At 63.5% G+C, this 24002-nt stretch carries 24 protein-coding genes; 14 read left to right on the forward strand and 10 right to left on the reverse strand.

The window, feature by feature from the left end:
• Positions 1-18: 18 nt before the first annotated feature.
• Positions 19-1059: a DUF2891 family protein gene (locus tag ACSBQT_RS02710; RefSeq protein WP_435000799.1), complete on the reverse strand. Its 1041-nt coding sequence runs from the start codon at positions 1057-1059 to the stop codon at positions 19-21.
• A gap of 524 nt (positions 1060-1583) precedes the next feature.
• Between ACSBQT_RS02710 and ACSBQT_RS02715 the strand changes: the two genes are divergently transcribed.
• The 3 genes from ACSBQT_RS02715 to ACSBQT_RS02725 are packed head-to-tail and all read left to right on the forward strand — an operon-like array spanning position 1584 to position 4828.
• Positions 1584-2864: a hypothetical protein gene (locus tag ACSBQT_RS02715; RefSeq protein ID WP_410709598.1), complete on the forward strand. Its 1281-nt coding sequence runs from the start codon at positions 1584-1586 to the stop codon at positions 2862-2864.
• A 3-nt stretch (positions 2865-2867) separates the two neighbouring features.
• A complete protein-coding gene (locus ACSBQT_RS02720; protein ID WP_410709599.1) occupies positions 2868-3191 on the forward strand; it encodes a CHY zinc finger protein in 324 nt (107 codons plus the stop codon).
• A gap of 56 nt (positions 3192-3247) precedes the next feature.
• Positions 3248-4828 carry an aspartate ammonia-lyase gene (locus ACSBQT_RS02725; protein WP_410709600.1) on the forward strand — a complete coding sequence of 527 codons (1581 nt, stop codon included), beginning with the start codon at positions 3248-3250 and terminating at the stop codon, positions 4826-4828.
• Between the two features lie 36 nt (positions 4829-4864).
• Here ACSBQT_RS02725 and ACSBQT_RS02730 read toward each other — a convergent pair whose 3' ends face one another.
• Positions 4865-6259 carry an MBL fold metallo-hydrolase gene (locus ACSBQT_RS02730; protein ID WP_410709601.1) on the reverse strand — a complete coding sequence of 465 codons (1395 nt, stop codon included), beginning with the start codon at positions 6257-6259 and terminating at the stop codon, positions 4865-4867.
• Between the two features lie 46 nt (positions 6260-6305).
• The gene (locus tag ACSBQT_RS02735; protein WP_025777490.1) at positions 6306-6491 is read right to left on the reverse strand and encodes a hypothetical protein; all 186 of its coding nucleotides are present in this window, start codon (positions 6489-6491) and stop codon (positions 6306-6308) included.
• A gap of 189 nt (positions 6492-6680) precedes the next feature.
• Here ACSBQT_RS02735 and ACSBQT_RS02740 point away from each other — a divergent pair, with 189 nt between their 5' ends.
• Positions 6681-6938: a metal-sensitive transcriptional regulator gene (locus ACSBQT_RS02740; protein WP_369865482.1), complete on the forward strand. Its 258-nt coding sequence runs from the start codon at positions 6681-6683 to the stop codon at positions 6936-6938.
• Positions 6939-6983: 45 nt separating this feature from the next.
• Here the strand turns inward: ACSBQT_RS02740 and ACSBQT_RS02745 are convergent, their stop codons facing one another.
• Entirely contained in the window at positions 6984-10064 is a 3081-nt protein-coding gene (locus tag ACSBQT_RS02745; RefSeq protein WP_410709602.1) for a DEAD/DEAH box helicase, read from the reverse strand.
• Positions 10065-10136: 72 nt separating this feature from the next.
• On the opposite strand from ACSBQT_RS02745, the gene ACSBQT_RS02750 reads away from it, so the two are divergent.
• Positions 10137-10436 (forward strand): biopolymer transporter Tol, encoded by a 300-nt coding sequence (locus ACSBQT_RS02750; protein WP_410709603.1) that lies wholly within the window; start codon positions 10137-10139, stop codon positions 10434-10436.
• A 70-nt stretch (positions 10437-10506) separates the two neighbouring features.
• Here ACSBQT_RS02750 and ACSBQT_RS02755 read toward each other — a convergent pair whose 3' ends face one another.
• Positions 10507-10971 carry an SRPBCC family protein gene (locus ACSBQT_RS02755; protein ID WP_410709604.1) on the reverse strand — a complete coding sequence of 155 codons (465 nt, stop codon included), beginning with the start codon at positions 10969-10971 and terminating at the stop codon, positions 10507-10509.
• 464 nt (positions 10972-11435) lie between these two features.
• Here ACSBQT_RS02755 and ACSBQT_RS02760 point away from each other — a divergent pair, with 464 nt between their 5' ends.
• On the forward strand, positions 11436-11585 hold the full coding sequence (locus ACSBQT_RS02760) for a hypothetical protein (RefSeq protein ID WP_410709936.1): 150 nt from the start codon (positions 11436-11438) through the stop codon (positions 11583-11585).
• On the opposite strand, the gene ACSBQT_RS02765 is transcribed toward ACSBQT_RS02760, so the two are convergent.
• Entirely contained in the window at positions 11578-12300 is a 723-nt protein-coding gene (locus ACSBQT_RS02765; protein WP_410709605.1) for a haloacid dehalogenase type II, read from the reverse strand. The genes ACSBQT_RS02760 and ACSBQT_RS02765 overlap by 8 nt on opposite strands.
• 148 nt (positions 12301-12448) lie before the next feature.
• On the opposite strand from ACSBQT_RS02765, the gene ACSBQT_RS02770 reads away from it, so the two are divergent.
• From ACSBQT_RS02770 to ACSBQT_RS02785, 4 genes are all read left to right on the forward strand, one after another.
• Positions 12449-13234: a MerR family transcriptional regulator gene (locus ACSBQT_RS02770; protein ID WP_410709606.1), complete on the forward strand. Its 786-nt coding sequence runs from the start codon at positions 12449-12451 to the stop codon at positions 13232-13234.
• 209 nt (positions 13235-13443) lie between these two features.
• Entirely contained in the window at positions 13444-14106 is a 663-nt protein-coding gene (locus ACSBQT_RS02775; protein ID WP_410709607.1) for a small multidrug efflux protein, read from the forward strand.
• 87 nt (positions 14107-14193) lie between these two features.
• Positions 14194-14616, forward strand: coding sequence for a hypothetical protein (locus ACSBQT_RS02780; protein ID WP_410709608.1), 423 nt, complete (start codon positions 14194-14196; stop codon positions 14614-14616).
• A 74-nt stretch (positions 14617-14690) separates the two neighbouring features.
• Complete coding sequence (locus ACSBQT_RS02785) at positions 14691-15341, forward strand: homing endonuclease associated repeat-containing protein (protein ID WP_410709609.1); 651 nt, start codon at positions 14691-14693, stop codon at positions 15339-15341.
• A gap of 100 nt (positions 15342-15441) precedes the next feature.
• Here the strand turns inward: ACSBQT_RS02785 and ACSBQT_RS02790 are convergent, their stop codons facing one another.
• On the reverse strand, positions 15442-16623 hold the full coding sequence (locus ACSBQT_RS02790) for a pyridoxal phosphate-dependent aminotransferase (protein ID WP_410709610.1): 1182 nt from the start codon (positions 16621-16623) through the stop codon (positions 15442-15444).
• Between the two features lie 159 nt (positions 16624-16782).
• Between ACSBQT_RS02790 and ACSBQT_RS02795 the strand changes: the two genes are divergently transcribed.
• On the forward strand, positions 16783-17511 hold the full coding sequence (locus tag ACSBQT_RS02795) for a VIT1/CCC1 transporter family protein (protein WP_173154699.1): 729 nt from the start codon (positions 16783-16785) through the stop codon (positions 17509-17511).
• 515 nt (positions 17512-18026) lie between these two features.
• Here ACSBQT_RS02795 and ACSBQT_RS02800 read toward each other — a convergent pair.
• The gene (locus ACSBQT_RS02800; protein ID WP_410709611.1) at positions 18027-19481 is read right to left on the reverse strand and encodes an NAD(P)/FAD-dependent oxidoreductase; all 1455 of its coding nucleotides are present in this window, start codon (positions 19479-19481) and stop codon (positions 18027-18029) included.
• Positions 19482-19660: 179 nt separating this feature from the next.
• On the opposite strand from ACSBQT_RS02800, the gene ACSBQT_RS02805 reads away from it, so the two are divergent.
• From ACSBQT_RS02805 to ACSBQT_RS02815, 3 genes are all read left to right on the forward strand, one after another.
• Positions 19661-20086 carry a cupin domain-containing protein gene (locus ACSBQT_RS02805; protein WP_435000801.1) on the forward strand — a complete coding sequence of 142 codons (426 nt, stop codon included), beginning with the start codon at positions 19661-19663 and terminating at the stop codon, positions 20084-20086.
• 119 nt (positions 20087-20205) lie between these two features.
• On the forward strand, positions 20206-20763 hold the full coding sequence (locus ACSBQT_RS02810) for a hypothetical protein (RefSeq protein WP_410709613.1): 558 nt from the start codon (positions 20206-20208) through the stop codon (positions 20761-20763).
• A 169-nt stretch (positions 20764-20932) separates the two neighbouring features.
• Complete coding sequence (locus ACSBQT_RS02815) at positions 20933-22132, forward strand: pyridoxal phosphate-dependent aminotransferase (RefSeq protein ID WP_410709614.1); 1200 nt, start codon at positions 20933-20935, stop codon at positions 22130-22132.
• Positions 22133-22334: 202 nt separating this feature from the next.
• Here ACSBQT_RS02815 and ACSBQT_RS02820 read toward each other — a convergent pair whose 3' ends face one another.
• Together ACSBQT_RS02820 and lgt are read right to left on the reverse strand one after the other, a co-directional pair.
• The gene (locus ACSBQT_RS02820) at positions 22335-22877 is read right to left on the reverse strand and encodes an acyl-CoA thioesterase (RefSeq protein WP_410709615.1); all 543 of its coding nucleotides are present in this window, start codon (positions 22875-22877) and stop codon (positions 22335-22337) included.
• Positions 22878-23030: 153 nt separating this feature from the next.
• A complete protein-coding gene (gene lgt / locus ACSBQT_RS02825; protein ID WP_435000802.1) occupies positions 23031-23951 on the reverse strand; it encodes a prolipoprotein diacylglyceryl transferase in 921 nt (306 codons plus the stop codon).
• Between the last annotated feature and the right edge of the window lie 51 nt (positions 23952-24002).

Below are 24002 nucleotides of genomic sequence, written 5' to 3' on the forward strand. Positions count from 1 at the left end.
GAGCGGAGGACGATTCATTTACCCCTTTGACTGATGCAAGACTTCCCATGCAAAGGTTGCGATCCAGTGGGAAGACACGTACTCATCTGAGACTGCCGCATCGAGCCCGGGTGCCATCAGCGAATCGACTCGGGCGAGCATGCCTTTGGTTTGGTCCATGAGGTCATCGTGGTCAGTATGTTCGGCGATCGCCTCCAACTTAGGAGCCAACCGAAGGACTGAAGCCGCGACCGAGAGGCCCAAACCGTAGAGGTGGCTCTGCTGGCCGTCGGTTGGGTCGAGGACCTTGACCGGTGTGAGCGCTGGGGATTCCGGCGAGAGTTCGGATAGAAACTCAGGTAGCCACGTCGCCAACTCGCCCTCGGTGAGCACTTCAGCCATAAGGTCGGCCTCACAGAGACCGGGGGAGATGAAGTCGTGACCGCTTCGCTCCTGAGTGAAGTTCCACGCCGCATCCTCGGCGAAGAATCGACGAGTCGCACCTGCGATGGCATCGACGACATCGTGCCGTTCTGCCTCCCGAGCACCGATGAGGATTCGACGCAGTCCGAATGCCGTATTCGAGTGCACTCCATGTCGAACCGGCTCAGCCACTCTCGGCAGCCAGGCAGCGACGAGATCGAAAACCGTCTCGGCGAGCACCTGCGTGTGAGTACCAAGCGCGCGCAACTCCGGAATCCCACTGGCATCGAGCACCCGATTGAGCTCGACCGCCCACGCCCAGCCGTATGGACGCTCCCACGACGGATTCTCGCGGAGGAAGGCCGCCTCGGCGAGCATATTCTCTTCACTCAGATGCGCGGTCAGAACCTCGATCGCGCGTTCACGCCAGCTAGCCCCGTGTGCCGCCTCGGTCCCCAGCAGCGATGCCAGCAGATAGTGCATGTGCACGCTCGAGTGCCAGTCATACGAGTTTGCGAACGCGGGATTCATCCCCGCTGCCGGCACGATATCGGCAACACTCCGCGCCAGATGATGGGACGCGAACGGATATTCACGGGTGATGTTGCTCAGAGCCACCTCGGCGAAGGGGTGGACGAAATCGGCGGGAAGCGGCATGGGTCCTTCTCCGGTCGGGGTCTCCACTCTACGTGGATGGCGGGATCCAATCGGCCCTTGACCCTGAGCGGACGCCGAGCTGGGCTCAGATCGGGAGTCGCACGGGCGAGTGTTCGGCGTAACGAAAGGACGGGACGCACTGACACGCGTTCCCGGAGTACTCGGCGCAGCGGTTGACGAACACACTCGGTTCGTCCATTACGCCACCGAACTCGCCATCCGCTTCGCCTGTTGCGACCGCTACTTTCCCTGCCGCCTGTGCTCAGCAATGACAAGCTATACCCAGCGACGGATCGTGTGCTAACCCTTACATCTATGTTGGGAACCGGGGCCGGCGAAGCAAGACATTACAGACCTCGACGAGCAAGGCCGCAGTCGGCGTGGCCTTCGATGTTTTGCGCTTTTATCCGCTCTTGCGCGGCCCCTACGGGAATTTTGAATGCGCAGTAGACGATGCAAGACTACTTGCTGTGTTATTTACGGGCTACTCATAACCGCAAATCAAAGAATCATGGAGTATTGCAATGGCGGCAATCATGTTGATGGCGACGCTGATTCTCGGTGGGGCATTTGTCATATTTTTACGGCGCGGTAAGTTGAAATATACGAATCGCTGGAGAGCTCCCCGAATATCGATCTACTTAGGGGTAATTCTTGTTTCTATACGTTGGGCAGATGCTGCTGGTGGAGGCCTGGTTCTTCTACTGGTTCTAGTCCTTCTAGTCGCGGATATCACACTAGGGAATGAAGCGAACAAGCATTTTGAGGATAAGGTCGATTTGACTCTTAGGCAAGAGGTGGAAACTGCTTGGGGCAACTTCTGCACTACCATAAAATATGGCGCCAGGAATTTGATGATGCTCTTGGCTCCGAATGGTTGGGGCGTGAAAATCAACTACGATAATAGAATTGTAGAGTTCATTCTGCATGTGGTTGATAGAGGCAAAAAGTCAACCCTATTTCTATTTGTGATCATGTACGGGTCTGTAACTGCTGTAGCTATACTCTTAATTCTTGGATTCGGAATACTTGGCTTGACGTGGGTTGCTTCTGACGAATCCACCAATGCGCTAATCTTGCGTCGCCTAGGAGGGGGTCTTCTGGTCATTTATGGGCCGTTCGTGGCAGCTACTTGGCTAGTGTCTTGTGTTCTGGTTGGAGTTTTCGGCATGCTGATTGGTTGGCGCCGAGCGGCGCGCGAGGGCTTACGGCTGTTCACCTACTTTGCCGGGGCTACAGGTGTCGGGGCGGCAGTTGGGCTAGTTTCCGGTGTGCTTTCTCCTGCTGTTTGGAATCTGGTCAAGACCTGGGCTGTCTTTGATTCCATGCTGACTAAGAATCCTGCTATTTCAGGTGACCTCGCGCTTACCTGTTCTAGTCTAGGTATTGTGTTTGGTGCCTTATTTGGCATGTATCTATCGCTAAGGAAGTATAATAGACCGATATCTAATCTTGTTTATCGCGAGGTCTCCACGTTCGGTGTTATTGGCATTTCTGCCTGGTTGGTTTCACTACTTGAGGAAGTGTCTCCCGAGGAGATGCTTCGATTGGTCTTGCGGGAATCCTCGGATCTAAATAAGAGAGAATGTGCTGCGTATCAGGATTTTGAAGGGCTTGATATGCCTGATGCTGCAAAGTGTATGAATATGTCGGACCCATCTTTCTTTGGCGATGCGACCGATATTTTTATGCTAATAGTATGGACAGTTGCGATCTTGGGTGTACTTGCGTTGGTCGTAGGGTTTTTCGGCCGTTTAGTTCGGTCAGATGCAGATGCAGATGTGAACATAAGTAAGGACGGGTGAGCAATGACGCGAACTCCCGAAGTATTTGGCCCCACTGTCGATGACCACACTCGGTGCGTCCACTACGCGACCGAACTCGACATCATCGCCATCCGCTTCGCTTGCTGCGACCGCTACTATCCCTGCCACCAGTGCCATTCCGAGACGGCGGATCATCCCGCACAGCGGTGGCCACGCGAACGATGGGACCAGCCCGCCATCCTGTGTGGGAACTGCTGGACCGAACTGACGATCGAGACGTACAAAGCAACCGACAGCTGCCCCGAATGCGCTGCGCACTTCAACCCCCGCTGCGCGGCCCACTCGGACTACTACTTCGGTTCCTGATCTCACACAGATCACCCCTTCGGGTAGAAGCCGAAATGTGAGACTCTGAAACCACTATGACTGAGTCGAACGCCTTCGCAGACCCCAACACCGCCTCTCTTCCCCTCACCTCGCCGACTTCGACGAACCAGATCCCCACCAGCCAGAACTTCCCCACCCGCACCGAGACCGACTCGATCGGCAGCCTCGAGATCCCCGACACCGCCTACTGGGGAGTGCACACGGCCCGGGCGAACGAGAACTTCCCCATCGCCCGCCGTCCCATCTCCGTCTACCCCGACTTCGTCCGCGCCTTCGCCTGCGTCAAACAGGCCGCCGCCCGTGCCAACGCCGAGATCGGAGCGCTCGACGACCAGCGCGCGAACCTCATCGACGCGGCCTGCGAAGAGATCAAGTCCGGCAAGCTCCACGACCAGTTCGCCGTCGGCGTCGTCCAGGGCGGAGCCGGCACCTCGACGAACATGAACGCCAACGAGGTCATCACCAACCGTGCGCTCGAGATCGCCGGCCGGTCCAAGGGCGACTACGCGTTCATCCACCCCAACGACCACACCAACCACAGCCAGTCGACGAACGACACCTACCCGACCGCGATCAAGATCGCGCTGGCGTTCTCACTGCAGAACCTCCTCGGCGAACTCACGCTCCTCGCCGACGCCTTCGCCGCGAAGGGCCGCGAGTTCACCCATATCGTCAAGGTCGGGCGCACCCAGCTGCAGGACGCTGTGCCGATGACGCTCGGCCAGGAGTTCAACGCCTTCGCCACCACCCTGCGGGAGGACGTCGAACGCCTCGAGGAAGCCGTCGCCCTCCTCGGCGAAGTGAACATGGGTGCAACCGCGATCGGCACCTCGATCAACGCCCCGGCCGGGTACAAAGAAGCGGTCATCAAACACCTGCGGCAGATCACCGGGCTCGACCTGAAAACGGCCGGAGACCTCGTCGAATCCACCTCCGACACAGGTGTTTTCATCACCTTCTCCGGTGCGCTCAAGCGCAGCGCGCTGAAGATGTCGAAGATCGCCAACGACCTGCGTCTACTGTCGTCGGGGCCGCAGGCCGGCATCGGTGAGATCAACCTGCCCGCCCGCCAGGCGGGATCGTCGATCATGCCCGGCAAGGTCAATCCCGTCATCCCCGAGGCGGTGTCCCAGGTCGCGTACTCCGTGGCCGGTGCCGACGTCACCGTGTCCATGGCCGTCGAAGGCGGACAGCTGCAGCTCAACGCCTTCGAACCGATCATCGCCCACTCGCTGTTCCAGTCGATCACCTGGCTCGAACGCGCGGCCCAGACCTTCCGCATCAACTGCGTCAACGGCATCACCGCCAACGAGGCGCATATCGAGGACACCGTCGACCGCTCGGTCACCGTCATCACCGCGCTCGCCCCGGTCATCGGCTACGTCGCCGCGGCGAAGCTCGCGAAGGAAGCACTGGCGAAGAACGAACCCATCGCCGATCTCGTCGTCGAGCACGGACTGCTCGAGCGGGATGAGCTCGGCGAGATCCTTCGCCCCGAACGGCTGACCGGGATGCCCGCCGATGATTCCGTGGACAACACTGCCACCAGCGCCGAGGTGGTTCCCCGGGATGAGGTGACGGCCGAGCTTCCGATCATCCCCGATCTGGAGGGGTAAGCGGCTCGCGGATGGCCGGCAGCTCCCTGTTCCGGATCAGGACTCGAGCGACCGCCAGGCGTCGTAGGAGCCGGCGAGCTCGGCGACCCGGTATCCGGCACGGCGCAGGGCGCTGGCGGTGATGCTGCTGCGGGTGCCGCTCTGGCAATAGGTGACGATCCGGCCGTCGCTCGGCAGGCGGTCGAGTTCCCACAGGGCGCGGCCGCCGCTGAGTTGGGTCGCACCGGGGATGTGGCCGCCGGCGTGCTCGTTCTTCGAGCGGACATCGACGAGGCGGATGTCGGCTGCGTCTGCCAGTTTCGCCGGGTCGATCAGGTCGACCGGTTGCAGATCCATTCCGGCAAGCGAGGTCACGTAGCCGGTGACCGTGTCGATCCCGACCCTGATGAGATGATCCCGGAACTCCGCCGCCTGCTCGGCGTCGCCGGCGAGGATGATGATCGGCGTCGACTCCGCGGCCGGGTCGAAGACCCAGGCGCCGAAGCTCGCGGCCTTGCCAGGTCCCGGGATGTGCAGGGCCCCGGCCGGGGTGCCGGCATGGACATCCGCGGTCGGACGGGTGTCGATGAAAGCCGCCGAGCCGTCCTCGATCCTCTCCTGCACGCGACCGGCGTCGAATTCCTCGAGCTCGGCGAGCTCGCCGAGGAGAGACGGGCCCTCCCGGTTCTCGGTCTTCATCCTGGCGAAGTAGGCGTGGGCGTCGGGCTGCCCGGACAGCAGTTCGTCGACGAAGCCCTGCTCATCGCCGCTCTCGAGGAACGGCGACCACCAGGCGAAGGCGCGCTCGTAGCCGACGGTGGTCGTCGGAATGGCCCCCAGGGCTTTGCCGCAGGCGCTTCCCGCGCCGTGGGCGGGCAGGATCTGCACGTAGTCGGGGAGGGTGAGCAGGCGGTCGCGGAGGCTGGCGAAGAGGTCGCGGGCACCGGCGAAGCGGGTGTCGGAGCCGCCGGCCGCCTCGTCGAGGAGGTCTGGGCGTCCGATGTCTCCGACGAAGACGAAGTCGCCGGTGAGCATGAACCCCGGTGCGTCGGCCTGGGCACCGTCGGTGACGAGGTACGACAGGTGCTCGGGAGTGTGGCCGGGGGTGTGCGAGGCGCGCAGGGTGATGTTGCCGAGGGCGATCTCGTCACCGTCGTGCAGGCGCACCGCGTCGTCGAAGCCCGCCCCGTAGGACCAGTCGGGTCCGCCTTCGTCGGAGACGTACATCGTCGCGCCGGTGGCGGCGGCGAGTTCGCGGGTGCCGGAGAGGTAGTCGGCGTGGATGTGGGTCTCGGTGACGGCGGCGATCGTCAGTCCGTGGCGGTCGGCGAAGTCGCGGTAGACCGCGATGTCCCGGCGGGGATCGACGACGATCGCCTCCCCGCTGGCCTGGCAGGCGATGACGTAGCTGGCGTGGGCGAGGTCGGCGTCGAAGATGCGTTCGAGGAGCATGGGAGTCTTCTTTCCGTGGTCGAGGGGTGTTTGGTCTGCCGTGTGGTCAGCGGCCGAAGAGGCGGGAGAAGAAGCCGGGCTTGGCCGCTCGGGCCGCATCCTCTTCGGCCTGGGTGTGCTTGCCGTTGCACCACTGACCGGCCGGAACCGTGCTCTTCACCGACTGGATGTGCTGTCCGCATCCTGCCCACGTGGTCTTTCCGCACACTCGGCACGTCGCTGCTCGACACATAGCTGTCTCCTTCTTCGGCCATCGCGAGCCTGTTCATCATTGGTTTCATATACCCTCTGGGGTATGCATTCAATATACCCTTAGGGGTATAGTTGATGTCAACATCGAGAACGTGAAAGGACGACGATGAGCGAACGCGACACGTCCCCGGCTGAGCCGGCGAACGCAGAGGGCGACCCGGGTGAGCGGATGCTCGCCGATCCTGCCGCGCAGAAGAAGGTCCTCAATCGACTGCGTCGGGCACAGGGGCAGCTCGGCGCGGTGATCACCGCGGTCGAGGACGGAAGTCACTGCCGCGACGTCATCCATCAGCTCTCAGCGGTGTCGAAGGCCCTCGACCGGGCCGGATTCCTCATCATCTCGACGGCGCTGCGGGAATGCCTCGAGGACGACGAGGACGATGTGCGCACCGACGAGCTCGAGAAGCTCTTCCTCTCCATGGCGTGACGGAATGCCTGACGCAATTCCTGACGGGGCATGTGCCTACGGCCCTTACCCCTTGAACAGCCCCTTGATGTCCGCGGCCGTCACGGTCTGGCTGAAGGCCTGACCGCCGGGGCCGCGCCCCTGGTAGGTCCCGGAATCGGACATGAGCTCGTCGAAGAGTTCGGCCTTGCGCTTCTGCAGGGCGAGCACTTTCTCCTCGATCGTGCCCTCGGCGACATAGCGGTAGACCATGACGTTCTTCGTCTGACCGATCCGGTGCGCCCGGTCGATCGCCTGATTCTCCGAGGCGGGGTTCCACCACGGATCCATGAGGAAGACATAGTCCGCCTCGGTGAGGTTGAGCCCGAACCCACCGGCCTTGAGACTGATGAGGAACACCGGCGCCACACCGGACCGGAACGCATCGACGACCGTCCCGCGATTGCGCGTCGACCCGTCGAGGACGACATAGGGAATCCCGCGAGCGTCGAGCTCCGCGGCGACATTGGTCAGGAACGACGTGAACTGGCTGAATACGATCGACCGGTGGCCCTCGGCGATGACATCGTCGAGCCGTTCCAGGAGTGCAGCCAGCTTCGACGACGGCACCTCAGCATGTTCGGCATCGACGATCGACGGATCGAGAGCGAGCATCCGCAGCAGCGTCAGTGACCGGAACACGATGAATCGCTGCTTGTCGTATTCGCTGTCGATGAAGCCGAGGATCTTCTTCCGCTCCTTCTGCAGAATCCGATCGTAGAGTCTCCGGTGCGCGGCGTTGAGCTCGACCGAGATGACCTGCTCCTGCTTCTCCGGCAGGTCCGCGGCGACGAGATCCTTCGTCCGCCGCATCATGAATGGCCGGATCCGCCGTTGCAGGCGCTGCATCCGTCCCGGGTTCTCGCCGGATTCGATCGGTCGGACGTATTCCTCCTCGAACCGGTGAGGACTCGGGAACAGTCCGGGTGCCGTGATCGAGAACAGCGACCACACATCCTTGAGCGAGTTCTCCAAAGGCGTGCCGGTCAACGCCAAGCGGAACGGTGCCCGCACTTCCTTCGCCGCCAGGTGGGTCTGCGCGGTGGAGTTCTTGACGAACTGCGCCTCGTCGAGGATGAGCCCCGCCCACTCCATCCGCGAGATCGGAGTCTCCTCCAACCTCAACATCGCATACGACATGACGATGACATCGGCACCTCGAGCCACCTCGGCGAGGTCGACCCCACGCGCCCGCGTCGATTCGGCCACGACACGGACATCGAGATCAGGGGCGAACGCGGTCGCCTCCTTCACCCAATTCGGGACGACCGATGTCGGTGCCACGACGAGGAAGGGCGGGAGCGTCGCATCGTTGTCGGCGGGGGACGGGTGGGCCGCCTCGGCGGGGGCATCCTCGGTGAAGGACCGGGTGTGCTCGGTTTTCGCGTGTTTGATGAGAGCAAGCGTCTGCAGGGTCTTGCCCAGGCCCATGTCGTCGGCGAGGATCCCGCCGAGGCGGCACCGGTAGAGCAGCGCCAACCACCGGAATCCCTGCACCTGATACGGACGCAGTGTCGCACCGTTCAGGTCAGGCACCTCGGTGGCGGGCAGGTGTTCGAGGTCGGCCAATGCGCGCACCGAGTCTCTCCAGGTCGCGGCCGGTTCGGACTCGTCGGCGAGGTCCTCGAAATCCGACCACAGACCCACATGCATCCGGCAGATCTTCGGCGACTCCGGTTCCCATTCGGGGATGAGGTCCGCCTCGGCGAGGAGGGCCTTGAGCTTGTCGAAGATCGGCTTGTTCAGCGACAGGAACGAATCGTCGGAGAGCTTGATCTTCTTCGTCCCGGCGGCCAGCGCCTTGTACAGCTTGACGAAGGGGACCGGGCGGCCGTCGATGCTGATCTGGAAGCCGAGGTCGAACCAGTCGTTCTTCTCCGACTCGACCGCGGTGATCTTCACGTTCGGCTCCCCGCCGAGCTCCCGGTACGGCTGCTTCTTCCCGCGCGTGATGACCTTGACGTGTTCGATCTCCTCGAGCCCGGGCAGGACGTTGACGACGAAATCCGCGGTGTCCGCGTCGTCGAGTTCGAAGTCCTTGATGCCCGGCAGGGCGGAGCCGGTTTCGTGGGCGTCGGCGAGGAGTTTGTCGACCTCAGCGACGACGGCATCTTCGAAGTCGAGTTCGCGTTGCTCCGCATATTCCCTCGCCGAGGCGGCGCTGAGCCTCAATCGATCGATGACGGGGAAGGTGCGGCGGGGTCCCTGGTATTCCCAGTACCAGCTTAAGGAGAGTTTGTCGCCGGCGCCGAAGGCGGCGAAGACGACGAGGCGGGGGCGCCCGTACTGGGGGAAGGCGACGGTTGCGTCGCTGCTGATGACCTCGGCGCTGGAGCGCAGCTGCGGGTAGTACTCCTCGAAGAATTCTTCGGTTTCTGCCTCGGGAATGGTGATCGGCCCCGGGGACTGGAGCACGGGCAGTGCGGATTCCTTCGTCGGGGTCTCCGCGGGGGCCAGGGTGACGGTGAAACCGCTGGTGACGTCGACGCCGAAGAAGCCGTGCGTCCAGATCGGCTTGATCAGACCGGGAGCATATTCGCGTTCGTCGATGGTCGCCCGCGTCTGCACCTGCAGGCGGTTCTGGCTGCGGCGGATGTCGATGGCGGCGCGGGCGGTGTGCCCGATGGTGACGATCATATCCGGATTGATACCGACGAATTCGATGCCGAGCTTCTTCCCCTGCGTGAAGTGATCCCACAGCAGGGGAGTGCGGAAATCGCCGAGGTGGTACGGCGCCCCGTCGGGCGTGAAGTCCGTCTTCCCGCGGGTGCGCAGCCCCGCGAGCTGGGTGAACCATTCCTGGTGGGCCGGGTCGATGTCGAACTGCCGGGTCATGCGGTCGATGGTGCGCCAGGTCAGGGTCTTCTTCACCCAGTTGCCGGACTCGCTGAGCATGAGCGGGCGGATCGCGAGGCTCGGATTCGCGCCCGGGGTGACGTCGTCCTTGTTGAGGAGGACGGAGTGCTGAGCTTCGAACCAAGTGCGGGGGATGACTTGGACGAGCTCGAATCCCAGCGCCACGGGCGTGTGTGAGTGCGGAGCCGCCTCGGCGAGTGGGGCGAAGGCATCACGCCAATCGGCGGGGAGGGCGGATCGGTTGGCAGACACCAGGCTATCCTCTCATCTGCCGGTGCCACGAGACGTACGCGCTGCGTCCGGGGTGAGAGGTACAGTCGGCGCATGAGCGAGAACAGCGACAATGATGACGAGCGTTGGTTGATCGTCAAAGGACGCCGGTGGCGACGAACCGACCCAGCACTGGAACCGAGCGTGATCGAGGAACTCAAGAGCCGCCTCGGCGCCGCGAGGAATGCCGTCAAGCAGGCGAAGAGGCGGGGTGCTGAGAATGATCTCGCGGAGGCGAGGCGGAGGGTGAATGTCGCGAAGCACGGCCTCGGCGAACGCGGCGAGTATTGGTGGGAGATGTCAGTCGAAGACCGCCGGCGACGCGCGGAGACGGCCCTGAACGAACTGCGGTGAGCTCGAACAGGGCCGCCTCATCAGACTCATCAGGCGTGAGCAGCCCGGGTGGACGCGCTGCTGCGGGGCGTCAGACTCCGGACACCGCGGCTGCCAAGTTGCCGAGGGACGATTCGAGGTCCTCTTCGCTGACGGCCGGGAAGTCGACCTGCTTGAGCACCTCCTTGTCGGTGACAGCGCTCCAATCGTAGGTCACGGAGACCTCGGTCGAGTCATGGCTGTGGGACTTGAGCTCCCAGACCCACTCCCAACCCGGTGGCTCTTCACCGGCCGGTGCCGTCTTCCAGGCGAGAAGCTTGTTCTCCTCAAAGCCGATGACGTGATTGTCGGTCTTGTAGTCGCCGCCCATCTTGTCCCAGTGCATGTTCATCGTGAACACTTGGCCGGTCTCGGTGATGCGATCGGTCTTGTCATCGGACTGGACCATTCCCGAGCCGTCGATCTCGGCATGACGCTCTGGATTCGAGAGGATTCGGAAGATGTCCTCTACGGGGGCATCGATCGTGCGGGAAGCGCTGATGCTCGTCTCACTCATGCTTGTCACCTTTCGTCAGATGGTGGCTGGAGTACGGGCCGGTCGACCCGTCCCTGTGGCCCACGGTATACCCTGATCCCGAATGAGGGGAGGGGGTGCGCAACCAATGACAGCAAATGTGGCTGGTCTTCCGGATCCTCGTTGAGGAATGCAGAATAACCGACAGAGGTACGTGCCCTACGACGAAGACTTCAACATCGTAGGCAGCTATCGGCCGGCAGTCTCGCAGGGCCGATCGCTGATCCTGCAAGGTCATGTGGATGTCGTTCCAACCGGACCCTTGGAAAATTGGACTGCTCCGCCTTTCGAGCCTCGAGTCGAGCCTTCGAGCCTCGAGTCGAGAACGGCTGGCTGTACGGACGTGGCGCCGGGGACATGAAAGCCGGGCTCACTGCCAACCTTTTCGCGTTCGACGCGACCACGGCCGCCGGTTTTCTCCTGCAGCCCCGACCCATCTTCAATCCGTGGTGGAGGAGGAGAGCACCGGCAACGGAGCGCTTTCGGCACTTCTGCGCGGCTACACCGGCGACGCCGTGCTCATCCCGGAACCAGTAGAGAACGCCCTAGTGCGAACCAACGTCGGAGTCATCTGGTTCCTGCGATGCCTCAGCTGATCTGGTCAGCGAGGTCTTCGAAGTCCTCGGCAACGATGTCCCAGTCGCCCGTGGGCTCGAGATCGATGGTCTGATCAGGTCCATGCTCGGTGGGGCGACGAACGAAAGCCGTGCGGAGCCCGAGGGACTGCGCCGCGGCGAGATCGCTGTTGTGCGCGGCGACCATGGCGACCTGCTGCGGTTCGAGACTGAGGATGTCGGCGGTCCGCAGATACGCGTCGGGGTCCGGCTTATAGGCTCCCGCCACCTCGGCGCCGAGGATCGCATCCCAGGGAACACCAGCACGTTTGGCGACGTCGAGAGCCAACCGGACGTTCGCATTCGACAACGGGGCGATGATGAACCGCTCCTTCAAACGGGTCAACCCTGCGATCGCATCCGGCCACGGATCGAGCCGGTGCCACGCAAGATTGGTCTCGTCGAGGACCGGTGCGGGAATCGAGTCCGGATCGACGCCGAGACCCCTGAGCACGGTCTCGAGATTCTCCCGGTGGAGCACATCCAGACGAACGAACTCCCGGTCACCGTTGCGGACCTGCTCCATCGACGGCTGATATTCGGCGCGCCAGGCATCGGCGAACTCAAGTGGAACGAGATCGGGAACATGATCGCGCAAGTGCACGGCCACCTCGGCGGCTACACTGCTGCGCCAGTCGACGACGGTGCCGAACATGTCGAAGACGAGGGCGTCGACCGAATCGAATCCTGCTGTCATGGTTACACGGTAGTCCGCGTGGATCGGACCGTCCACGTCGGTTCTCCCGCTCACCATGTCAGTCCGTCCGCTTAGACTGAGCGGTGTTGGGAGTCGACGAGGACCTCATCGACACTGGACCACACGGCATCGGCGGAAGGACCTGACCGTGGGATGGAGCACGAGCGAATTGGCGCGGCTGACCGGCACCACGGTCAACACGATTCGGCATTATCACAAGCTTGGGCTGCTCACCGAGCCCGAACGGATGAGCAACGGATACAAACAGTACGGGGCCTCCCACCTGCTGCGACTCCATCAGATCCGGCGGATGCGCGAGCTCGGGATCCCGTTGTCGGACATCGGTGCGGTCGACGACGATCACGAACAGCAGCAGCTCGCCCTCAAACAGCTTGAGGTCGATCTCGGTGAGCAGATCGCGGCTCTGGAGAAAGCACGCACCGAGGTGTCCCAGCTCCTCGAACACGGAGCGCCGATCGATACTGCTTCAGGCTTCATCGACATCGCCGCCCGGATGTCGAACTCCGATCGCGCACTGATGAACATCTATTCGACCCTGTACGAGGAATCGGCGCTCGCGGAGATGCGGTCCATCATGTCTGAGACCACCCCGTACGACCAGGAGGTCGACGACCTCGCCGAGGATGCCGACGACGCCACCCGCGCACGCTTGGCAGAGCAGATCGCCCCGAGTATGAAGCGACAGCTCGAAGCGAAACCCTGGCTCCTCGCGCCGACCGAGCGGATGACCGGGGACGTGAAGATGGGGCAGGCTGCGATCATCGGCTCGCTCAGAGAGCTCTACAACGACGCGCAGATCGACGTCATCCAGCGTGCCTTCATCTCTGTCTTCCCGACTCTCGAGATTCCGGACGAAGATCGCGAGCGGTTCATCGCTTTCATCAAGCACGTGGCCGCGGAGGAAGAAGGCTGAGGCAGGAGACTGAGGCGGAGGAAGAGGAGTGAGGTCGGGAGCTGAGGGAGAGAGCTGAAGACAGTGACTAGGGAAGATAGCTGAGGATTCGCTGGGTTCGACGATGAGGGCTTGACCCTGTTCTGAGAACACAGTCTGTACTGAACGTATCAACCATCAGATCCGGTTCATTCGGGCCGGGATCTGCCGATCACGTTCAGGAGGACACCATGAATCCCATCATCGAATTCTTCCAAGGTCTCGCCGCTCAGGTTCCCGACCTGCTTCAGCCGTTCATCATCGCCGCGGCCGGGGCGGTCCCCTTCATCGAGGGTGAGATCTCCTCAATCATCGGCGTGTGGGCCGGAATGAACCCCGTGCTCGCCGGAATCGCCGGGACCATCGGCAACTTCATCTGCGTCACCGTCATCGTGCTCCTCGGCGCACGGGCGCGTCGCGCTGTCGTGAATCGGCAGAGCGAAAAGCGTGAGCTCGCGGCCGTGGGAGTCGGCGCAGGTGTCGGCTCCGGAGCGGTTGATGGTGCTGTGCCCGAGGCCGCTGCCACGCGGAATGGATCCGCCGACGTTCTCTCTCCGGATCCAGCGGCCGACAGCGATGCCGGTGACACGGTGACGGAGGGCCACCTCGGTGAGGGTGGGAAGCCCGAGTCCAAGGGACGGGTCAAGTTCAAGAAGTTCCTCACCCGCTTCGGTGTTCCCGGCGCGAGCCTGCTCGGACCGTTGGCGATTCCCACCCAGATCACCTCGACGATCCTCGTCAGTGCTGGTGTGAAGACCTCGTGGATCCTGCTGTGGCAGGGCATCGCGATCATCGCCTGGACAACCTTGACCACGCTCATCGCCACCGGATCGCTCGCCCTGCTGGCCGGCTGAAGCCTCAGGAACTGCGGTCCCCGCAGGTGCCGCCCTCACCAACCCACCGCCCACGGACCTCGTCGCCGCAAGAAGAAAGGACGAATCATGCGCTCGCTGTATCGCCACCGGCTGGTCCTCACCCTCACTGGCCCGATCCTTATCGCTCTGGGACTGCCGCTGATCGTCCCGTTCGCCGCGACCCTGCTGGGCGAGACGATGCAGCTGCAGATGCGATTGAGTCTGCCCGAATCGCTGCTCGCGACCTTGGGCATTCTCGTCGCGTGGTTCGTCATCTCGCGGACGATCGACGTCGTCCTCAGCGGAAGCGACATCGGCGGCAAGATGACCGGGCGTCTGGTGTCGGCGGGTGCGTCGGTGCTCGTGCTCGGCGGAGGCTACCTGCTGATCACCGGTTCGATCCCATTGGCCGCGATCACTGCGGTCGTGATCAGCGGTCTGTTCTTCGCGTTGAATACGATGCTCGATGTTCGGGCGATGAAACCGACAGGATTCCGACGATCCAGCTGACCCAGCCCCGGTGCTGATCTCCACGGTGGCGGTAATCCTGAGCAGGGAACCATCTGAAACGTACAATGGACTGGATGTCTGATACCGGGAGAACCCACACCTCGTCGCTGGCCGTGCTCGGTGCGCTGCTGTTCATCACCGCCCGCAGCCTCGATGCCACCGGTACGCCGGGGATCCCCGCGAGTGCTGACCCGGCCAAGCTCAGCCCCACCGACCGAGAGACCCTCGCCGAGGTGGAGTCCGCGCTGACCGTCCAACTCGAGAATTCAGGGGCGTCTGTGACGTCCACCCTCGCCGAGGTGGCTGCGGCGGTTGCGTACGTCCGTGGCCGGGCGGAGGTCCCTAGTCTGACCGCGAGCCGGTACGACAAACTGCGCAAGTCGGTGCTCGACAGCCTCGGTGCGACCTCGGCGCAGGGGGCGACGATTTGGCCGCCGACCAGTCAAACCGCGGTGCAGAGGTTCGGGTCCTGGAACGAAGCGCTCAAGGCGGCGGGTCTGGCGACGAACAAGATCGGCCGAGCCAAGGGGCAGCTGCGCTTTGACTCGGATGCCTACGACAAGGCGATCGCCGAATTCCTCGCCGACTGCGAATCACGCGGGACCGCCGCGACCTACAAGGCTTACACCGAATACGCCGCCGAACATAAGGGCGAAGTGCCCTCGGCCGCGGCCGTCCGGAAGTTCTACGGAAGCTGGAATTCAGCGCTCGCCGCGGTGGAGTGAGGTGCGGATCAGCGACCGTGCGTCTTAACTCCGACCGCTCACGCTATGCGATGCGCGGTCGACGGTGACTTGAGCGCTCGGTGGCTCAACACTCCTGGCATCACCGGCTAGCGGCGAAGGCCTCCAGCCGGTCGCACGCAGTGTTGATGGTGTCCTCGGACACGGCGAAGGTCAGACGCAGGTAGCCTTCGCCGGCCGGGCCGAAGGCCGAGCCGGGGATCGTCGCGAGGTTGTGCTTCTCGAGCAGCTGGGTCGCCAGTTCCCACGAGTCCAATCCCCACTCGGACACATTCACCCAGGCATAGAACGTCGCCGCCGGCCGCAACAGACTCAAGCCCTCGATGGCGTTGATGCGCTCGACCATGAGCTCGCGCCGCCTGGCATACGAAGCGACCATCTCATCGACCGCGGTCTGCGGTCCCTCGATTGCGGCGACCGCTGCCTCCTGGACGAAGCCGGGCAGGCTCGAGGTCAGGCCCTCCTGCAGCAGTGCCATCGGCGCGATGAGATCCTCCGCGCCGATGACGAATCCGCACCGCCACCCGGTCATGGCATAGGTCTTCGAGAAGCTGCCGATGGCCAGGAATCGATCGAACTCAGCCCCCACCTCGGCGGTGGATGGTTTCACCTCGGCGATGGAGGTGTATTCCGCCTCGAAGACCATCTCGTCATAGACCTCATCGGAGATGACGGTGAACCCATGCTCATCGGCCAGCGCGGCAATCTGCTCGAGGTCGGTCCGATCCATCACCGACCCCAAGGGGTTCGAGGGACTGTTGATGATGATCGCCGCGGTCTTGTCCGTGATCGCTGAGCGGACATCCTCGGCGCGGAGCTTGAAATCGTTGTCTTCGGTGACGGGGACGGACACGGCAACCCCGCCGAGGCGGTGCACCTGACCCATGTAATTGGGGAAGCTCGGGTCGGGGATGATGACCTCATCCCCTGGAGCGACAGTGACGTCGAGGGCGAAGGTGAGCGCCTCCATCGCGCCGAAGGAGACCATGACGTTCTCGGGCGTGATGCTGCGATTCCACCGATTCGAGTACTTCCGGGCGATCGCCTGCCGCAGTTCGGGGATGCCCGCATTGGCGACGTAGCGGGTGTTGTCGTTCTCGATCGCGCGGATGCCGGCGGCCTTGATGTGCTCCGGAGTGGTGAAGTCCGGTTCGCCGACGGTGAGCTTCACAGCATCGGGGAAGTCGAGGGCGAGGTTGAACATCTTGCGGATGCTCGACGCCGGGTAGGAAATGGCCATGGGGGAGATGCGGGATTTCGTCATGGCTTCAGTCTGCCCCTTCCTCGCGAGCTGAGGCAGAGGGCACCGCTGCGTAAGACCCGAGGACGGTTCCCACGGCTCCGTGTCGGCTTGGTGAAACGGTCCTACGTGCCTCGCTCCGCCGTTTACGTGCGCGGCGTCACAGCGCCTACAATCTGCACCATGAGGAACGCCCGCGGCCACGAAGCCGAGCGAGAAGAACCACACCAGATCGATGGCCTGGCACAGCGACTCAACTGGCTTCGTGCCGGAGTGCTCGGCGCGAACGACGGCATCGTTTCGACCGCCGCCGTCGTGGTCGGAGTCGCTGGCGCGACGAACAGCTTCACGCCGGTCCTGCTTGCCGGCGCGGCAGCCGTTGTCGGTGGGGCGATTTCGATGGCCCTCGGCGAGTACGTTTCGGTCTCGAGCCAGCGCGACAGCGAGCGGGCCCTGATCGATAAAGAGCGAGAGGAGCTCCGAGTCGACCCAGATGGCGAGCTCGAGGAGCTCATCGGGCTGTATGAGACTCAGGGGCTCTCGCGCAGCACCGCGGAGGTGGTGGCGAAGGAGCTCACCGAGAAGGATGCGCTCAAGGCGCACCTCTCGACGGAGCTCAACATCGACGAGGACGACGTTGTGAACCCGTGGCACGCAGCGCTCGCCTCCGCGCTCTCGTTCTTCGTCGGCGCGCTCCTGCCGATGCTCACTATCCTCTTCCTGCCGACCTCGATGAATATCCCGGTGACGTTTGGTGCGACCATCGTCGCCCTCGCGATCACCGGCTACGTCGCGGCGTGGGTCGGCGGCGCGAACAGGTGGTCCGCCGTCGCCCGCACCTGTATCGGCGGTGCGATTGCGCTCGCCGCGACATTCCTTGTGGGTATGCTGTTCGGCACCTCGGTGGCCTAGGGCATGGTTCGTCACCAATTTTCTGTGGAGCTGGGATCGTGGCGAGATCTGCCCTAGTTCTACGGCCCCCTATTCCGGATCAGCTCGGCTTTGCCACGTGAGTTCAGTGCCTTGGCAAGGTCATTATCGGATGAATCGCCACGAGATCCGACAGACCCGACGGCGTCTTGTTCGGCCAGGTCCTCGCGACAGCGGAATGCTCGATACCGGACCCTGGGATTCGAGCGATGCACCAGACCGGGCAGATCCCCATCTGCGGGGCGTCCCGAGCCACCTCGGTACGCAACGACCTCGATACCTGCCAGCCGACGATCTCGCAGGTGATCACGACCGAGGTAAGCCCGCTCTGTGAACATTGGAGGTGCCGCTTTCCGAGGGGGCAGGTGAGGTCCGCCGCGAAGAAAGCCGACTACAGGATCTGGTCAGCTCGGAGCAGTTTCCGGTTCTCTTTCTCGAGATCTATGATTCGCTGGACATCAGCGGTGGTAGTGCCGGACCGGTCACTCCCGACCGGCCTACTCATGCAGGCCAGCCAGCCGAGAACCGAACCGTGCGAGCAGGCTCGTCTTCTTCGCCCCGGTCGCTGACTCCCACGCATCGGCGAGGCCGAAGATCTTGTACATCGACCGGATGCCCAACCACCGAATCGGTTCGGGCTCCCACTGCCCGGAGAAGTGATCGTTCCACGGCAGCCCGGTCAAGGGCGTCGATGCTCCGGCAGCCCGATCGAGCAGGGTCTTCGCCGCCAGATGAGTCGCCGTCACCCCGTGCCCGGCATAGCCGCGGGCCACTCCGATGCGCTGTGTCGGGTCGAAGAAGATGCCGGCGCACCAGTCTCTGGTCACCCCGAGCGCACCGCGCCAGGCATGCGCAACCTCGAACTCGAGGTCCGGGAAGAGCGAGGACAGGCGCCCGGCCAACAGGTCGACCACCTCGGCGGGGACCTCACCGTCACCGGGCAGACCCGACCGGAAAGCATAGGGCGCCCCACGGCCGCCGAGCGCGATCCGGCCATCGGCCGTGCGCTGGGCATAGATGAACGTGTGCGCCGTGTCGCCGAGGCATTCGCGCCCCTCCCAGCCGATCGACGCCCACGCGTCGCCCGGCAGCGGCTCGGTTGCGATCATCGACGAGAACACCGGGATGACCTGCCGTCCCTGCAGGCCCGGCAGGTCGCCGCCGACCGTGTCCGAATACCCCTCGAGGCACACGAAGATCGTGTCCGCGCGCACCGGCCCGCGGTCCGTGGCGACCGAATTCTTTCGGATATGCCTCGCCGAGGTGGCCTCGCAGATGGTCACGCCCTGTTCCCTGAGCACGTGGCCGAGTCCCCGGGTGAGCAGCGCGGGATCGATGGCGGCGGTACAGGGGAAGTAGAGACTGCCGAGTGCCCCGTCGACGTTGATGCGGGCACGAGTCGCCTCGGCGTCGAGGAACTGCATATCCTCCGTCCCGTATCCGAACTGCTCATTGCCGGCCTCAAGGTCGCGCAGCCGGGACAGGCCGGCCTCCGACTGAGCGATGTCGATGTGGCCGCCGCGGACTTGTTGGGCATCGATGCCCTCGGTCTCGCAGACGTCGAGGACCTCGTCGATGGAGTCGAAGAGTGCGGACTGAAAGGCGCTGACGCTGGCGACGCCGTCGAGTCCTGCCGAGCCGACCGGCCCGGTGGGATCGTTCTTCCGGGCGCGGTCGACCGCCTCGGCGAACTTGCTGCGATTGCCCGGCAGCAGGGTCGAGAGCCATCCGCCGTTGCGGCCGGAGGCGCCGTAGCCGATGTGGCGGGCCTCGATGATGGTGATCGCCCAATCGGGGTGGGCCTGCCTGGCGTAGTAGGCCGACCACAGGCCGGTCAGTCCGCCGCCGACGATGACGAGATCCTGCTTCTCGCGCGGCAGCGGGACGGCGTCGACGTCGTCGGCGGGGGATGCTGCCAGCCAGTGTGAGGCTTCGCCATTGAAGTAGGACACGGATCATCTCCTGAACTCGAGGCGGACCTTGTGGTCGCCTACGAAAACAGTTCTATCTCACGCTCAACGGGAAGTAAACAGTTGTGGTGATTTGTATTGAGTGTTGAAACGCGCTCGACTGCCCACTGATTTCTTCGTCGAGGCGGGACTCGGGTGGGCTGTCTAATTACACTGTTCGCATGAGCGCAATGGAGCCGATCAACACCCACGAATTTCCTCTCAGCCATGAATTGATCGAGGAGTGGCAGACCATTCCGGCCACCTCGACGGGAGGACCCGACACAGTCGGGTCGGTGGGGCTGGAAGGGGCGGCCGCCTCGGCGGGGGAGGCGTCTGTGACAACGGGATTCGCCGAACTCGGCACCATCGGCGGTGCCGAATACGGGTTGTGGGAGATGAGCGCTGGAGCGATGCGCGATATCGAAGGCGACGAGGTCTTCCTCGTCATCTCCGGGACCGGGCGCATCGAATTCGACGAACCCCTTCGCGACCCCATCGAACTGGCGCCGGGATCGCTGGTTCGCCTCGATGATGGGATGAAGACGCGCTGGTACATCGACGGAACGCCGCTGCGGAAGCTGTTCATCGCGCCCGGCGAAGGGTGAGCTTCACTCTCTGGCGAGCTGGGTTCGCAGGACCGAGGGAGTCGGGAAAACGTCATGGGCGCGGATCCTCTTCGTTGAGTAGTGTCGAAGGCAACCCGCTCGGATGAAAGGGATCGACGATGATCGACGTGGCCCACCCGCGCGACCTCGTTATGATCGGCGCGATCTTCGGACTCGCTGCGTTCATCTGGTCAGGCTGGGCACAGGAAGCGCCACCCAGAGCACTGGTCTGGCGGCTCGTGCTCGCCGGACTCGGAGTCGCGGGCCTCGCACTCGCGGTACCGAGCATCCTCACCGCCATCGGCAACTGGTCGGAACCCAGCGCTTTCACCACCGGGACCACCGCGTTCACCCTCTACCTCATCGTGTTCTGGGCCGAGGTGATCATCGGGGCGGTGGCGAGCTTCTTCCTCATCCGCACCGGCCAGACCGAGAATATCGCTCCACTCATCTTCGCGATCGTCGGTATCCACTTCTTCGCGCTCGCCGTCGTCTTCGGCCAGCCCGTCCTTCACGTGGCGGGGCTGATGCTGACCATCGTCGCGGTGGTCGCGTTCATCTTGCCGCGCGAGACCGCGGCGCCGAGTTTCTGGTGCGGCATCTTCGGCGCTCCGGTATTCCTCGGCATCGGCCTGTGGTGTCTGCTGGCCGGGCGCAGCGCGCTCGCCGTCGGATGAATCTCGGACACCGCTGACAATCCCTGGTCAGGTGCTCTATCGTGAGTGAACCGGTGCGCACCGTGGCCCGGGGACGGTTTCGTCCCGCGTTGCGCAGCACGCATGGACACCTCAGCACCGACACCTCAACATTGCCCGGAAGAGATGCACCCCGAAGAAGGAGTCGACGATGAAGACTGCTCGCCGCTTGGACAACCTCGGCACCGAGACCGCTTTCCGCGTGGCCCAGGCCGCCGCCGACTGGAAGGCGAAGGGCAACGAGGTCTTCCCGTTCCACCTCGGCGATCTCAATTTCCCGCTCGCTCCCCACATCGTCGAGGCGATGGAGCAGGCGATCCGCAACGGCAAGACCGGTTACTGCCCTGGGCCGGGGATTCCCGAACTGCGGGAGGCGCTCGCCGATGACATCGGCTCGCGACGCGGAATGACGATCGACCCCGCCGAGGTGGTCGTGACCACCGGAGGCAAGCCCGTGATCACGAAATTCCTCCAAGCCGTGATGAACCCCGGCGAAGGCGTGCTCTACCCGAATCCCGGATTTCCGATCTACGAATCCCAGATCGAATATCTCGGCGGTACGGCCCGGCCCTACCGATATGTTCCGACCTCCGACGGCTTCGCCATCGACCTCGACCACCTGCGGGCATCGATCGATGAGAACACCACCGCCATCATCTACAACGACCTGCAGAACCCGATCTCCGCAGAGTCCACCCCGGGCGAGCGTGAGGCCATCGCAGCGATTGCGCAGGAATTCGACCTGTGGGTGCTCTCCGACGAGGCGTACTTCGAGATGCGCTATCGCGGGAAGTCCCAGTCGATCGCCGCGCTGCCGGGAATGCGGGAGCGCACCGTCATTCTCTACACGTTCTCGAAGAAGTACGCGATGACGGGTTCGCGGCTCGGCTGTGCAGTGGCCCCGAAAGAGGTCTCCGAGGCGATCTCGCTGATGAACACCAACGACGAATCCTGCACGAACCAGTACGTGCAGTGGGCAGGGATTGCCGCCCTGCGTGGACCGCAGGGGCCGGTCGGGCAGATGCTGGAGGTGCTGCGCAAGCGACGTGATGCCACCTGCCGGCTCATCAACGAGATTCCCGGCATGTCCGTGGCGACCCCGGGCTCGACGTTCTACGTCTTCCCCGATGTCACCGAGGCGATGGAGGCGAAGGGAATCGCGACTGTGGCGGACTTCACCACCGAGGCTCTGCATGCCACTGGTGTCTCATTCTGCACTCGCGAGCACTTCGGGTCACCGCAGCCCGGTGAGGACCGGTCGTACATTCGACTGGCCTATTCGGGCATCGACGAAACCGCGATCACAACCGGTCTCGGCCGCCTCAAGGAGTGGATCGAGGCGGGGCGGTAGTCCGTGCGCCGGGGTTGCGCTTGCAGCGGTACCGGGCTGGGGCGCCGTCGCGAACACTGCTCTGTTCGGACCACAGTGCCGTCGCGCGACCACGGCTCGGTGTCGACTACGGCGCCGTCCCGGCCGCGGCTGCGTGCCGACCGCGACTCAACGCGGACCACGGTGCAGTGCCGACCACAGTTCGGTCCAGACGACAGCTCTGTTATGTCCAGCTGCTCCAGGCAGGCCGGCGGGTGCTCGGCAGCGCGTTGTCACGGCGCCAGTCGTGGATCCAGTCGGGCAGTTCGGGTTCGTTCTCCGGCATCCCGAAGGCCTCGATGAGGTCGTCCCTGGTGAGCGGCCGGTCATCGGAGATCAGGCGAGTGGCGACATAGGCTCGGGCGAAGATCTCGCCGTCGACGACCATGCGCTGTTCGAAGAACACGGTGCGCTCGTCGATTCCGCAGACCTTGGTCTCGAGGTTGTAGCGCTGCCAGAGTTTCAGTGATTTGCGGAAGCTGATGGTCTCGGCGCTGACGACGCCGGTCCACCCGCGCTCACGCATCGCCTGCCATGCTCCGCTGCGTACCATCATGTCCAGTCGTCCCAGGTCCATGATGGAGAGGTACTTGCCGTTGTTGAGATGCATGAATATGTCGATCTCACCCAGGTGGACGCGCATGGGGAGGGAGTAGGTGTCCCAGATGTCGCGCGCGGAACGTCGGTGGGACCTCAGCAGGTGCAGGACCATGCGCAAGAAGTGCATGCAATCTATGTTACTTGACAGTATTTTGCTGGGTGATCATAACCCTGCCGGGTGAATGGGGCTCTGACTGGGGAACGTGGGCCCGACCGCGAATGCGCCCACGGAAGGGTGCGCATCCACGGACCCCGGGAGTCGCCTCGGCGAGGGTGGGTGTCAGTCCTTCGCGGGTTCGGGTTCGCGGCCGGGGATGAACGGTGATTCTTCGGGCTGGGGGTGGCGCTTCCACTGGATGAGCATGATCGCCACACCGAGAGCGACGGCGCCGATCGCGCCCCACACGTTGGTGCGCAGACCGAGGATGACGAAGCTCGGGTCGAGTCGGATGGACTCCCAGACGATGCGGCCGGCGCCGTACCACATCAGGTAGACGGCGAAGAGGCGTCCCCACTGGAAGAAGACGTGGCGGCCGAGATAGAGCAGGACGAGTGCGCCGAGGCTGTTCCAGACGACCTCGTAGAGGAACGTCGGGTGGAAGAGCGTGTCAGCCGGGGTGCCTGGTGGGATGGCGGGATTGCGGGGGTCGATCTCGAGGCCCCAGGGCAGGGTGGTCGGCAGTCCGAAGAGCTCTTGGTTGAACCAGTTGCCGAAGCGTCCGCAGGCTTGGGCAAGGATGAGACCAGGGGCCAGGGCGTCGAGCAGAGTGGTGAGTTTGAGGCCGAGGCGGCGGCACATGATCCATGCACCCAGCGTGCCGCCGATGAGCGATCCGAAGATCGCGATTCCGCCCTCCCAGATGGCCCACACCGAGCCTGGTTCGAAGGGGTTCCACGGGTTGCGACCGGGACCGAAGTAGTCGGTGTAGTGCGTGATCACGTGGTAGATGCGAGCGAAGACGATGGCCATCGGCACGGCCAGGGTCGCAATGTCGAGGACCTGCCACTCTTCGACTCCGCGCTTGGTTAGGCGGTGGTTCGTGAGCACGATCGCGATGATGATGCCCACGAGGATGCACAGCGCATATAAGTGGATCGTCAGCGGTCCGAGTTGGAAGCTAGAGATGGAAGGACTGGGGATTGCCGCCGAGATGTCGTGCGGAATCGCGGTCGCGCTGGAAGTGACTGGGCCGAGGTGCATGGGGCCAGTCTATTTGCACCCGTCTGAGAATCTCTTATGCAGCGTCTGGTC

The organism is Brevibacterium sp. H602, assembly GCF_051172395.1.
GTDB lineage: Bacteria > Actinomycetota > Actinomycetes > Actinomycetales > Brevibacteriaceae > Brevibacterium.